At 49.3% G+C, this 14,181-nt stretch carries 12 protein-coding genes; 10 read left to right on the top strand and 2 right to left on the bottom strand.

The annotated features are described in order from the left end of the window. Nucleotides 1-7 precede the first annotated feature (7 nt). Together QZ310_RS10540 and QZ310_RS10545 are read right to left on the bottom strand one after the other, a co-directional pair. The gene (locus QZ310_RS10540) at nt 8-1,405 is read right to left on the bottom strand and encodes an MATE family efflux transporter (RefSeq protein ID WP_297072555.1); all 1,398 of its coding nucleotides are present in this window, start codon (nt 1,403-1,405) and stop codon (nt 8-10) included. Nucleotides 1,406-1,584: 179 nt separating this feature from the next. After that, on the bottom strand, nt 1,585-2,826 hold the full coding sequence (locus tag QZ310_RS10545) for an MFS transporter (protein WP_297072558.1): 1,242 nt from the start codon (nt 2,824-2,826) through the stop codon (nt 1,585-1,587). A 208-nt stretch (nt 2,827-3,034) separates the two neighbouring features. Here QZ310_RS10545 and QZ310_RS10550 point away from each other — a divergent pair, with 208 nt between their 5' ends. The 10 genes from QZ310_RS10550 to QZ310_RS10595 form a co-directional block, all read left to right on the top strand. After that, nucleotides 3,035-3,202 (top strand): hypothetical protein, encoded by a 168-nt coding sequence (locus QZ310_RS10550; RefSeq protein WP_297072560.1) that lies wholly within the window; start codon nt 3,035-3,037, stop codon nt 3,200-3,202. 189 nt (nt 3,203-3,391) lie between these two features. Then, nucleotides 3,392-4,063 (top strand): Abi family protein, encoded by a 672-nt coding sequence (locus QZ310_RS10555; protein ID WP_297072563.1) that lies wholly within the window; start codon nt 3,392-3,394, stop codon nt 4,061-4,063. A 132-nt stretch (nt 4,064-4,195) separates the two neighbouring features. After that, nucleotides 4,196-5,209: a malate dehydrogenase gene (locus QZ310_RS10560; protein ID WP_297072565.1), complete on the top strand. Its 1,014-nt coding sequence runs from the start codon at nt 4,196-4,198 to the stop codon at nt 5,207-5,209. Nucleotides 5,210-5,663: 454 nt separating this feature from the next. Next, the gene (gene der / locus QZ310_RS10565) at nt 5,664-6,983 is read left to right on the top strand and encodes a ribosome biogenesis GTPase Der (protein ID WP_297072567.1); all 1,320 of its coding nucleotides are present in this window, start codon (nt 5,664-5,666) and stop codon (nt 6,981-6,983) included. A 192-nt stretch (nt 6,984-7,175) separates the two neighbouring features. Beyond that, nucleotides 7,176-8,615 carry a rhamnulokinase family protein gene (locus QZ310_RS10570; RefSeq protein WP_297072570.1) on the top strand — a complete coding sequence of 480 codons (1,440 nt, stop codon included), beginning with the start codon at nt 7,176-7,178 and terminating at the stop codon, nt 8,613-8,615. 103 nt (nt 8,616-8,718) lie between these two features. Continuing rightward, nucleotides 8,719-9,975 carry an L-rhamnose isomerase gene (locus tag QZ310_RS10575; RefSeq protein ID WP_297072580.1) on the top strand — a complete coding sequence of 419 codons (1,257 nt, stop codon included), beginning with the start codon at nt 8,719-8,721 and terminating at the stop codon, nt 9,973-9,975. Nucleotides 9,976-10,049: 74 nt separating this feature from the next. Further along, nucleotides 10,050-10,421, top strand: a complete 372-nt coding sequence (locus QZ310_RS10580) for a four helix bundle protein (RefSeq protein WP_297072573.1) — start codon at nt 10,050-10,052, stop codon at nt 10,419-10,421. 45 nt (nt 10,422-10,466) lie between these two features. Beyond that, entirely contained in the window at nt 10,467-11,504 is a 1,038-nt protein-coding gene (locus QZ310_RS10585; protein ID WP_297072582.1) for an L-rhamnose/proton symporter RhaT, read from the top strand. A 38-nt stretch (nt 11,505-11,542) separates the two neighbouring features. Beyond that, nucleotides 11,543-12,352, top strand: a complete 810-nt coding sequence (gene rhaD / locus QZ310_RS10590; RefSeq protein ID WP_297072576.1) for a rhamnulose-1-phosphate aldolase — start codon at nt 11,543-11,545, stop codon at nt 12,350-12,352. A gap of 1,463 nt (nt 12,353-13,815) precedes the next feature. Beyond that, a partial coding sequence (locus QZ310_RS10595; RefSeq protein WP_297072578.1) for a transposase occupies nt 13,816-14,181 on the top strand: 366 nt, incomplete at its 3' end.

Consider the following 14,181-nt stretch of genomic DNA (forward strand, 5'->3'; position numbering starts at 1 on the left):
GATGTAGCTACTCTTCGGGGTTGAGGGATTGGGCGCGTTGCTCCATGCGGCGCATTGTGTGGCCCATCCACCACCAGAGGGTCACGACAGCGACCACAAAGGCGATGAAGTCAGATCCGGCCATCGAAGCCCAGACTCCGGGGACACCCCAGTGGCGAGGAAGGATGATGAGGAAGGGAATGAGGAAGAGAAGCTGACGGGTCAACGAGAGGAAAATTGACATCTGAGGCTTTCCGACACTCTGGAAGAAGTTCTGAATCACAATCTGACAACCGACCACAGGATAGGCGATGAAATAGATTCTGAAACCTTCGCGGGCTATGCGCGTGAGGGTCTCGTCGGTTGTGAAGAGCGATGATACAGTGTCCGGCATACCCTCGCTTATAATCCAGCCAATTGAAGTGATGCCCACACCAATCCAGATACCGAGGCGAAGCACACGTTTGACCCTGTCGAAGTTGTTGGCACCGATGTTGTAGCCCAGAATAGGCTGCATACCCTGAGTGACACCGAAGACTATCATCACGAAGAACATTGTGGTGCGGTTGATGATACCGTAGGCTCCCACGGCAAGGTTGCCATCGTCACCGCCGTAGTCAAGAAGCGCACGGTTGATGAAAATCACCACCACGCAGGCACAGACGTTCATGAGGAAGGGGGAAAGACCGATGGCATAAATGCGCTTGATAATCGTCCACGAGAGCCATTTGTTACCACGCTGGAAGTGGATTGAACTCTTCTTGGAAAGGAAGTGGGACAACACCCACACGAAGGCTGAGAACTGTCCGCAGACAGTTGCCAATGCCGCTCCACGAATACCCCAGTCAAGAACAAAAATGAAGATTGGCGCGAGGATAAGGTTGACAAAGACCGAAATGAGAGCCGAAATCATGGCTTTGCGCGGATAGCCTGTGGCTCGCATCAGGTTGTTGAGACCGATGAACACATAGAGAATCGGCGTTCCGCAGAGAATCACCTGCATGAACTCGCGGGCATAGCTTATAGTAGCTTCAGTCGCACCGAAGAAGAGAAGTATGGGATCGAGGAATATCAACGTCAGGCCACCGAAAAGGAAGGCATGGATGAGACAGAGAGTGAAGACATTGTTCACCACATCAGTCGCCCTCGAATAGTTCTTCTGTCCGAGGAAAATCGAGACGATTGTGGCACCACCGGCCGCGATGAGCATACAGAAGGCCGCGACGAGGTTCATCAGCGGGAAGGTGATGGCAAGCCCGGCAATGGCCATTGGGCCGACACCACGTCCGATGAAGATACTGTCAATGATATTATACAGCGAAGTAGCCACACTGGCGATAATCGCCGGTACGGAATATTGAGCAAGGAGTTTGCCGACTGACTTCACTCCAAGGTCCTCGGTTGAGGTGCTTGCATTTACTGCCATCTATATTTTACCTTTCTCAAAATAACTGAAACGCGAAAAGAGACGGAAACCCAACGTTGGATTTATCCGGACAGCATGTTACCGCATTGACTGCCAATCCGAAGTATTCCGGACGGCGGCTGACAAGAGCCGCCACGCCTCATTCTACATTATATAATATATGAACTATCCCGGCAATCTTATTGTTCACCGGACTTGGGGAAGTATTCCGGGAGCATACGCGCTTTGAAGAAACTGCGCGTCAGGAAGATAATCAACAGTGTCCCCGTAATTTGCGAGATTGCGGCGCCCCAGAAGGCTGCGGAGAAACTTATGTACTCGGCAAGGAAACCGCCAAGGAGGATTCCCAGACCCATTCCGCAGTCCCATGCGGTGAGGATGGAGGAGTTGGCCGTCCCACGCTGGTCACGGCGCGCGACACAGATGAACATGTTGAGGAACGCAGGATACATGCGTCCGTTGCCAAGACCGATGAGTATGGCCGCGCCATAATAGGCCCACGCTCCTGGACAGAGGGCAAACAGAGTGTAGCCGACACAACTTATCAGCGCTCCTTCGAGGGCATTTTCAGTAAGCCGACCCTCGCGGAGAGATTTCACACCGTAGAGACGCGATACGAACAGACCTGCCGAGAGGAAGGCGAAGAAGAGACCGGTGCCGTCGGTGATACCGAGTTCCTGCTTGCCAAAAAGAGCGACATAGTTGCTCATCACACCCCAGCAAAGGCCGAAAAGGAGGATGTTGACCGCCATGAGCCATGCCCTTCCAAGGAAGAAATGGTCAAGACTGAGTTTTGGTTTACCCTCGACAAGATTGCGCGGAGGAAGCTTGATGGAACATGCCATATAGAAGCCGCCAAACGCCACGAACAGCGAAATCCAGAAAAGGAAAGAAAAATTGTCGGTCAGCGAATAGATATAGATTCCGGCCGATGGAGCTATCGCCATCGCAAGATTGTTGCTGAGACCATAGTAACCCACGCCCTCGTTTCTGCGCGACGACGGGAGCACGTCGATTGCGACCGTACTGTTGGCAACCGTTGTCGCTCCGAATGGTAGTCCGTGGATGGTGCGGACAATGGCAAACATGAGTATGGTGCTTGCACCGATGTAGCCTGTGAAACAGATGAAAAAGGCGAAGAAACAGAGCATCAACACCTTTTTGCGGTTGAAACTGTCGACAATGAATCCGCTGAAGGGCCTCACGATGAGGGCAGCGACAACATAGCCTGAAAGGACAAGTCCGATGAGGTCTTTATCGGCATGGAACTGTGCGTCAAGATAGATCGGGAGAAGCGGTGTGAGAAGATAGAAGGAGAAAAACATCATGAAATTCCCGGCCATAGCCTTGCAATAGTTGGAATTCCAAAGTTTTTCCTTTACCTGTGTGTCATCGTGTGAAAGAGTCTTTGATGCACTCATAATCAATATCTTTTTTACCTGAAAACTGACCCTGCAACCATAATCCCCACCTCAGAAAAGCCAACAGTGGAAAAGCGGCCTGCAAAATCGACTGCAAAGGTAGTGAGATTTTTTCAATCATGTACCATATTTAATTGTCCGAAAGGCGTAACAGTTTGTTTATCTTGCATAAAATCGTTATTTTTGCAAGTATTAAACTTAATAGACAATGGCACGACCTATAAAAGAGACACCGATACTCAAGGGCAACGATGCCCGCAGGTTCATTGAACACATGTCGCGTTCAGATGAACGCAAAGAAACCATTGACGAGCGTAATGCACGCATGGAAATCTATGAGGCAACCTTAAAAATGTTTACCAATTCAGGAAAATGATGACAAGGATAGTCAAACCTGATTATTGTTTTTCGATTTAAATTTTCTGTCTCCGGGTTTCATCTAAGAACCGACATAAAAAAACTAAACCCCGAGGTTTGTTTCATCAACAGGGACACTCGGGGGATTCCGTTGCAAAATTAGTAATTTTTATTTGAGTTTGCAATATATCCAAGTTAAAATTATCCAATGAATTACGAGGACTACGAAAAAGCATTCTCAGTCGCCAGACTCAACCGCTATCTATCAGCATGTCATGGTCATAAAAGCAAGGCTCTAACTTTATATCGATATAACATAAGAATTTGTCAAAAATTCTACGGAATACTTAACATATTTGAAGTTGTCTTGCGCAATGCCATCAACAATCATTACCGGATTCACTTCAACGATGAAAACTGGATCCTGAACCAATGTGCGAACGACCGTATGCTGTCAACAGCTCCACAACGAAATGATGTAATCAGGACTTCAAATGACTTATATCGTCACAAACGTTATTCAAACGACAGATTGGTTTCATCAGTTACATTTGGATTCTGGACCTATCTTTTCAACAAACTACCTTACAGAAATGGAGGGAATACACTCCTCCGGATATTTCCAAACAAGACACACGGACTTGCCCAACGTCCTATTTTCAATGAATTACAACAAATAAAATCATTCAGAAACAGAATAGCCCACCATGAAGCAATCTGCTTCAACAATGAAGGAGAAATCAATCTAAGCTATGCAATAGCGAATTTTGAACTAATAAAAAAGTATATTGTCTTTCTCGGTTATGACCCTATGAAATTATTAAAGGACACAGAAATCGATCCTCGTGACATTATCGAACAGATCTCAACTTTGAGATAACCTTCGTGACTGATTACCGTCGACCTCACCAAATTATCAGCACGAAAATATCCTGAATCAACATTTAGGGGGGATTCCATGTTATGATTTAAGTAATTCAATCAATCCTAATTATTAAATCAAGGTATAATCATGGAATTTTTAACAGATGAGAAACTGACCATTGTCGGAGCCGCCGGCATGATCGGTTCAAACATGGCGCAGACTGCGGTAATGATGCACCTCACACCTAACATTTGCCTTTATGATCCCTACGGTCCTGCCCTCGAAGGTGTGGCAGAAGAACTGTTACAGTGTGGTTTTGAAGGAGTGAACATCACTTACACAACCGATATCAAGGAGGCCCTTACCGATGCAAAATACATCGTCTCGTCGGGCGGTGCCGCGCGCAAGGCAGGCATGACCCGTGAGGACCTTCTCAAAGGCAACGCACAGATTGCCGAGCAGTTCGGCAAGGATGTCAAGACATATTGTCCTGACGTGAAACACATCGTCGTCATCTTCAACCCCGCCGACATTACCGGCCTCATCATCCTCCTTTACTCAGGACTTGAGCCTTCAAAGGTGACTACCCTCGCAGCTCTCGACAGCACACGTCTGAGAAACGAGCTTTCGAAATACCTCAAAGTTCCCGCCGACGAAATCGTCAACAGCCGAACCTACGGAGGCCACGGAGAGCAGATGGCAGTGTTCGCATCGACCACCACAGTCGACGGCAAACCCCTTGTCGACATCATCGGCACACCTAAACTCCCGCTCGAAGACTGGATTGCTCTTAAGGAGCGCGTCATCCAAGGCGGAAAGAAAATCATCGAACTTCGCGGACGCTCATCGTTCCAGAGCCCGGCTTATCTGTCAATCGAAATGATTGCTGCAGCTATGGGCGGACAACCCTTCCGTTGGCCTGCAGGAACCTATGTCAACAACGACCGCTTCAAGCACATCATGATGGCAATGGAGACAACCATCAGCAAGAACGGTGTGGAATGCAAGCCTATCAACGGTACCCCCGAAGAAGAAAAAGAGCTTGAAAAGAGCTACCAGCATCTTTGCAAGCTTCGCGATGAAGTGATCGAAATGGGCGTCATGCCTCCGATCGCGGATTGGCATCGTCTCAATCCGTTTATGGAACGTAAGACCTGTTGAGAACATTGCCCCGAAAAATTCGGGGCAAAAAAAATTACTCGTCATCCCGACGAATGACTTTTTTACCTTAAATCTAATACCATGAAAAACTTGTTACAAAAGTAACACTCTCCGGAATATCTTCCAAATATTTTGAAAGATTATTCCGGTTTTTCACAATATTTAACCAAATTAATATTTTAAAGTTCAATTTTGAGTGTGTCGATGCTCCAAACCCACCTTCAATCCCTCAAAAAAGGGACGGACGGACAGAAAGCGCAATACTGTCGCCACAGAGGGGATTTTGTCGGATAACACCCGTCAACTGACGCGGATTAAACGAGTAAATCAAGGCATATAAAACCAGTGAAGACGACATAAAGACACACTTATTGTTGCGAGTTAAGAAATAATTGGTTAAATTTGCATGGCATAAGTCACCCACTTATGCCCTCACAGCATTAATCATCAATGTATGGGACAAATGATAGCAATAGTGGGTCGCCCGAACGTGGGCAAATCCACTCTCTTTAACAGACTGACCCAATCGCGCACGGCCATCACCAACGATGAAGCCGGCACGACCCGCGACCGCCAGTATGGCAAAGTCGACTGGAACGGCAAGGAATTTTCGATCGTCGACACCGGCGGTTGGGTTGTGAACAGTGAAGACATCTTCGAAAACGAAATCAACAAGCAGGTGCAGCTCGCCATCGAGCAGGCCGACGAAATACTTTTTGTTGTTGACGCAGCCAACGGAGTCACCGACCTCGACGATCAGGTGGCCCAGATTCTACGTCGCTCCACCAAACCGGTAATCCTCGTGGCCAACAAGGTCGACACCGGGGATTCGCTCTACAACATAGCCGAATTCTACAGCCTCGGTCTCGGTGACCCGATGGGCGTGTCGGCAGTGAGCGGCTACGGCACAGGCGACCTCCTCGACGAAGTGGTGAAGAAAATGCCCGAAAAGGATGAGGATGAAGCCGAGAAGCTCGACGACATTCCCAAGATTGCAATCGTGGGGCGTCCGAACGCGGGCAAATCGTCGATTATCAACGCTTTCATCGACGAGAACCGCCATATCGTCACCGACATCGCCGGAACCACCCGCGACTCAATCTATACGCGCTACAACAAATTCGGTTTCGACTTCTATCTGGTGGACACCGCAGGTATCCGCAAGAAGACAAAGGTCAACGAGGACATCGAGTATTATTCGGTCATCCGCTCCATCCGTGCCATAGAGGCATCGGACGTGTGCATCCTCATGATTGACGCAACGCGAGGCATCGAGTCGCAGGACGTGTCAATATTCTCGCTCATCCAGCGCAACAAGAAGGGCCTTGTGGTCGTGGTCAACAAGTGGGACCTCGTCGAAGACAAGTCGAAGGAAGCAATCAAGCACTACGAAGATGCAATCCGTCAGCGCTTCGCCCCCTTCGTGGACTTCCCAATCATCTTCGCCTCGGCACTCACCAAGCAGCGCATCTACAAGGTGCTTGAAACCGCACTCCATGTGTGTGAGAACCGCAAGCGCATCATCCCGACCTCACAGCTCAACACCGTGATGCTCGAAGCGATCGCCGCTTATCCGCCACCTGCCAACAAGGGTAAATTTATCAAAATCAAGTATGTCACGATGCTCAAGGGCTCGCCGATTCCAACCTTCATCTTCTTCTGCAATCTGCCGCAATGGGTCAAGGAACCCTACCGCCGCTATCTGGAGAACAAGATACGAGATACATGGGACTTCCACGGCACCCCGATCAACGTGTTCATGCGTGAAAAATAAGCACATACACACGCCTGTCTCTGCGCCTCACTCCACCAAAGGATGAAGCGCGGAGACATGCGCTTTTTGAAAGCAAACCGACATATCCAGACACAGAAGCAAACAGAGGATATTAACCCCTAGACGACAAATATCCTCATTATCACCTGATACAACAATCTTACCACAATTCAAAATACACAGTCACCACCCATGAAAGCTGACGAAAAGAATTATTACATCGCCGTTGACCTCGGTGCAACGAGCGGTCGAGTCATACTCGCGTCGTTTGACGGCGAGAAAGTGGAAACAGAAGAAATCCACCGTTTCAAACATCCCATGCTCCCGATCGGAGGCCATATTTTCTGGAACCTCCCCGGGCTCTATAATGAAATTCTCACAGGTCTGCGCAACGCATCGGTGAAACTCGGAGAAATAGGCACAGTGGCCCGCTCGATAGGTATCGACACTTGGGGCTGCGACGTGGCCTACTTCCACGCCGACGGCTCAATCGCAGGTCTCCCCTACTGCTACCGCGACCCGCACACGACAGGTGCTGTCGACAAATTCTGCGAGGAGATGCCCCGCGAGAAGGTGTATGAGAAGACCGGCATACAGTTCATGGATTTCAACACCCTCTTCCAGCTTCACACACTCAGCAAAAAAGAGGGCAACGCGCTCAAGACGGCCGACAAAATCCTCTTCATGCCCGACGCACTGAGCTATATGCTCACCGGCAACGCCGTGACAGAATACACCGTGGCTTCAACCTCTCAGATTCTCAATCCGAACACCGGCGAACTCGACGCAGAGCTGCTTGAAAAGGCCGGTCTCACCCCCGACAAGTTCGGCAAACTCGTGAACCCTGGCTATGTCATCGGCACACTCACACCCGGCGTACAGCAGGCCACAGGCCTCGGCGCAATCCCCGTGGTTGCAGTGGCAGGCCACGACACCGCATCGGCTGTAATCGGTGTTCCTGCAAAGGATGAGAAGTTCGCCTATCTCAGCTGCGGCACATGGTCGCTTCTCGGTATCGAGTCAAAAGGCCCGATTATCAACGACAAGGCCTTTGAATACAACTTCACCAACGAGGGTGGAATCGACGGTTCAATCCGTTTCCTCAAAAACATCTGCGGCCTCTGGCTTCTCGAACGCTCACGCACCGAGCTGAAGGACGCACCAGAAAATATCGCCGACCTCTGCGCCCTCTACACGACTTCTGACATCGAAAGCACCATCAACCCCGACGATCCCGCTTTCGCAAATCCCAAGTCGATGACCGAGGCCATCAAGGAATACTGCCGCAAGACCAACCAGCGTGTACCCGAGACTGCAGCAGACTTCATGCGCGTGATTTTCCGCAGCCTCGCCCTCCGCTACAAGGAAGTGCTCGGATGGCTGCGCGAGCTTTCGCCCAACGAAATCAACACCCTCCACGTCATAGGTGGCGGTTGCCAGAACGCACACCTTATGCAACTGACAGCTGATGCCATCGGTATTCCCGTGGTAGCAGGTCCGTCGGAATCAACCGCTCTCGGCAACGTGCTTGTCCAGCTCCGCGCCGACGGCAAGGTCAACGACATCGCAGATATGCGCCGTGTGGCTGTCAACTCGACAGAGACCAAGACCTACGAGCCGCGAAAGGCATAAGCGGCTCACCCCCGGATAAACACCGGGCCCATCCCTCTCTCCTCACCAATCAACAAAATGAAACAATAACATTCTTATACCACAAACCAAATTTTACCTTATCATCATGAAAGAAGAATCAGTAAAAAAGGCGTATGAAATCGCTAAGGAACGCTATGCAGCCGTAGGTGTTGACACCGACAAGGTCCTCGAACAAATGCAGGATTTCCACCTGAGTATGCACTGCTGGCAGGCTGACGACGTGGCCGGCTTTGAAAACCAGGGCGGTTCACTCACCGGCGGCATCCAGGTCAACGGTAACTATCCCGGCAAGGCCCGCAACATCGACGAGCTCCGCGCTGACATCCTCTATGCCATGAGCCTCATCCCCGGCAAGCATCGCCTCAATCTTCATGAAATCTACGGTGACTTCGGCGACAAGTTCGTTGACCGTGACCAGTGCTCTGTAGAGCATTTCCAGAGCTGGATTGACTGGGGTAAAGCCAACGACATCAAGCTTGACTTCAACTCCACTTCATTCTCTCACCCCAAGAGCGGCGACCTCAGCCTCTCGAACCCCGACAAGGGTATCCGCGACTTCTGGATCGAACACTCAAAGCGCTGCCGCGCCATCGCACAGGCCATGGGTGAAGCCCAGCAGGATCCCTGTATCATGAACACATGGGTACACGACGGCTCGAAGGACATCACAGTTAACCGCTACATGTACCGCGAACTCCTCAAGGATTCTCTCGACCAGATTTTCGAACACAAATATGACTGGATGAAGGATTGCGTTGAATCAAAGGTGTTCGGTATCGGTCTCGAAAGCTACACTGTAGGTTCCAACGACTTCTATACCTCATACGCAGCCAAGAACGACATGATGATCACTCTTGACACCGGCCACTTCCACCCGACCGAAAGCGTTGCCGACAAGGTATCAGCCATGCTCCTCTTCGTTCCCGAACTCATGCTCCACGTTTCGCGCCCCATCCGTTGGGACTCTGACCATGTCACCATCATGGACGACCCGACAATGGACCTCTTCAGCGAAATCGTCCGTGCAGGTGCCCTCAACCGCGTTCACTACGGTCTCGACTACTTCGACGGCACACTCAACCGCATCGGTGCCTACGTCATCGGTAGCCGTGCAGCCCAGAAGTGTATGCTCCGCGCCCTTCTCGAGCCGACCGATACCCTCCGCAAGTATGAGCTCGCCGACAAGAAGTTCCAGCGTCTCGCCCTCCTCGAAGAGTGCAAGAACCTCCCCTGGAACGCTGTCTACGACATGTTCTGCCTCAAGAACAACGTACCCGTCGGCGAAAGCTACATCGCAGAAGTAGAAGGCTACGAACGCGACGTGACATCGAAACGTTAATTTTAACTGGCAGTTAAAATTAAGTATAGAGTGTAAAGTATAGAGTATAGATAATAGTTTTTTCTTCTCTCTCCATGATATTTTTCAATTATGAACGATTGACGCTTTGGCAGAAATCAAGGCTTTTAGTCAAGACCATCTATACACTGACCAGAAGTTTTCCTAACGAAGAGAAATTTGCGCTGACAGATCAAATAAGGCGTGCTGTCGTATCTATTGCATCAAATATCGCAGAAGGATCCGGCAGATTTTCCGGGAAAGAAAAACTTCATTTTCTGAGCGTGGCTTACGGCTCTTTGACAGAGTTAAGCTGTCAACTGACGTTAGCCTGCGACATGAACTATCTCGGACATGACCAATTCGGCAGCATACGCCTGCAAATCGAAGAGCTTGCCCGCATCATGAGTGGCTACAGAGAAGCCATCATCCGAAATGACATAAACTAATATCTATACTCTATACTTTAATCTCTATACTTCATAAATTTACCAATCATGATACTTATCGGCTTACTTATCATCGCCATCGGAGCTTTCTGCCAGTCGAGCTGCTATGTTCCCATCAACAAAATCAAATCATGGAGCTGGGAGAGCTACTGGATTGTACAGGGCGTATTCGCATGGTTGATCCTCCCCTTCCTCGGCGCACTCCTCGCCGTTCCGGCGGGCCACTCGCTCTGTGAGCTCTTCACCGCCGACCAGTCGTTCAACATCTGGATGACCATACTCTTCGGCGCACTCTGGGGTGTCGGCGGTCTGACCTTCGGACTCTCCATGCGCTATCTCGGCGTGGCCCTCGGCCAGTCAATCGCCCTCGGCACATGCGCAGGCCTCGGCACCATCATGGGTCCCGTCCTGCTCAACATTTTCTTCCCTGAAAACGATCCGCTGTCGCAGCTCACATTCGCCGTAATCCTCGGCGTGGTCGTGACACTCATCGGTATCGCCATCATCGGTATCGCCGGCTCCATGAAGGCCGCCTCTCTCAGCGAAGAAGAGAAGAAGGCTGCCGTCAAGGATTTCAATTTCCCTAAAGGCATCACCATCGCCCTGCTTGCAGGTTTCATGAGCGGCTGTTTCAACGTCGGTCTTGAGTTCGGCAGCAGCATCAACTTCGGCGATCTCACACCTGACATGTACAAAACACTTCCGGCCACATTCCTTGTGACACTCGGAGGCTTCGTGACCAACGCCATCTACTGCTTCTACCAGAACCAGAAGAACCGCACCTGGGGTGACTACACCAAGGGTGGCGTCCTGGCCAACAATATCCTTTTCTGTCTGCTTGCAGGCGCGCTGTGGTACAGCCAGTTCTTCGGACTCGCACTCGGCAAGGGCTTCCTGACAGACTCACCGACACTGATGACCCTCTCGTTCTGTATACTCATGGCGCTCAACGTTGTGTTCTCCAACGTGTGGGGCATCATACTTAAGGAATGGAAAGGCTGCTCGCCGAGGACCATCACCGTGCTCGTCATCGGTATCATCGTCCTCATCGTGTCGTGCTTCCTTCCCCAGTTAATCGGATAAAGAACAACCCAAAACCAATCATACACAAAATTATCAAAATGGCATCTATCTTAGACAATCGTCCCGCTCTTCGCGAGGAAGTGGAAAAAGTGGCTGAAGTAGCCGGTTACCTCTGGCAAAAAGGCTGGGCCGAACGCAACGGCGGCAACATCACTGTCAACATCACTGAGCATGTGGATGACGAAATCCGCAAAATGCCTGCCATCGCACCCGCAACTCCCATCGGTCTCACCCTCCCCGAACTCAAGGGATGCTACTTCTACTGCAAGGGAACCAACAAGCGTATGCGCGACCTTGCCCGCCGTCCTATGGAAAACGGTTCAGTTATCCGCATCACCGACGACTGCGCTCACTATGAAATCATCGCTGACAACCCCGTGAAGCCCACATCCGAACTTCCCTCACACCTTGCAGTCCACAACTATCTTATCTCTAACGGTTCTCCCTACAAGGCATCGCTCCACACCCACCCCATCGAGCTCGTGGCCCTCAGCCACTGCAAGAAGTATCTTGAAAAGGATGTGGCCACCCGTCTTCTCTGGAGCATGATTCCCGAAACCAAGGCATTCTGCCCCCGTGGTCTCGGCATCATCCCCTACCAGCTTCCCTCATCGAACGCCCTCGCCGAATCGACCATCAAGGAACTCGGTGACTACGACGTCACACTCTGGGAAAAGCACGGTGTGTTTGCAGTCGATACCGACATCATGGCAGCATTCGACCAGGTCGACGTGCTCAACAAGTCTGCACAAATCTACATCTGCGCCAAGAACATGGGCTTCGAGCCTGACGGTATGTCGGACGAGCAGATGAAGGAAATGACCGTTGCCTTCAACCTCCCGAAGTAAATACCTACTTCATGAAATAATTTCCGAAGGGATGGATTTTCCTACGGAAAAGCACTGTAACATTGGCGGCAATATCGGAATCACCCTTTAAGTAAGGATTCCGGCATTGCCGCCTTTCTTGTAGCTATACAGCGAGTAGGAAACGAAAGGCAACTCAATCATTCACATTTTTCTTCTCAAAAATGTCGGTAGTTTCTTCCACTTCATTGCAAATGAAAAAAACGGCTCTATAGAATGTTAAAGTCATGAAATAACAATGGAGATATAGGCTTTTTATTTAATTTTGTCTATAGTAATAAACCAACAACCGACAGCAAATCATGAATTTCCAAACCCTCACAATATTTCTTCCGCTGCTTGGAGCGATTTACGGAGTATCTCTTGGCATGTATATCAGAAGCGAACACAAAACGCCAAGAAAAAGAACTGTCCTCCTGATTTCAGGAATATTACTTTTCCTGATATGTGTCGCAGTCCTTGTCAAAGCTTTTACAGATTGAATCTGATATAAGCACATCCCCGCAAACCGGAACGGCACAGCCTGTAACCCAATTACGGATAAAAAACAGCACCCTAAAAGCCAATAAATGTCAATGGATAAATTCAATGGTTCGGTAAGTTTTTCACAACAGACTGAATATCAGATTTTTGCAAAATTAAAACTATAAACATAAACTACTGATTATCAGTATATTCCAAAATTCTTACCGACTCATTGAAATTAATGTCTTAATAAATAAGTATATCTAACAATATCTCCACTACAGATCTGTCGGCCACCTCTATATACCTGTGACCCATATCTATAGCTCTGTAAGTGCCCCACCTTATTCTAACCATTCCGATGAAATTGCCAATTACATGTACCGGTCATGCAATAACCAATCGCCCGGATGGCAACCTGTAAGCAGCGAAGCTGCGATGCGATCATAGCCCCACATCGAGCGGCAACGCAATGAAGCCCGCAGGGCGAAATTGCGTGCCGTGAAGGTGTGGGGTTATCGGATGACATACAGCCACGGGCATCGAAGATGTCCGATAATATCATCCCGGCATACCTAAACCAATCATCTGATATTTAACCATTTCAAGGTAATATCAGGTATTTTTCATTCCACCAATTATACTAATTATCAGGAAGCGTGTGTTATTATCGGACATCTTCGATGCCCGTAGCGATGAAATTATCCAGTTACCCCACGCCTCTATTAGATTTGCATCATGAAAGAAAAGATTAACTTTGCAGAGATAAATCTTAAAAATATTAACAATTAAAAAAGAAGAACCTCCTAATGTCGCGTTAGCCTATCCACACCTCAGGTCTGAAAGACCACGTCGCGTTACAGGTACGACATTATTATCAGGGCTAAAGCCAGAGAGTAAATAAAGATATTATACTTTGGAATTTATTATCATAGTATCGGCCGCCCCGACCTGGAGATTCTTCACATTAGAAAATCATTATGCAAATTTATGGAATTGATCTGGCATCTGAAAAATTTGATGTAAGTTTTATTGACAACCGTGGCATAGCCAGACACATCGTCGTAAGAAATAGGAAGGCTCAGATCGAGAGGTTTCTCGACAAGCTTCCTGATGGTTGCCGTATCGTGGCGGAGCATACGGGAGTGTATGGTGACTTGCTGTTGAAGCTGGCGGACATCAGGAGCATCCCGGTGAGCTATGTGTCGGGATATGAGATAAGACACAGCATAGGTCTGTGCCGTGGAAAGAGTGATCCGATGGACGCCGCACGTATCCGGGAATATGGTGAGCGGCACATGGACAAACTGGAAGATACACATTTTCCGTCGGATACGGTATATGAG

It is taken from the genome of uncultured Duncaniella sp. (assembly GCF_910577345.1).
Lineage (GTDB): Bacteria > Bacteroidota > Bacteroidia > Bacteroidales > Muribaculaceae > Duncaniella.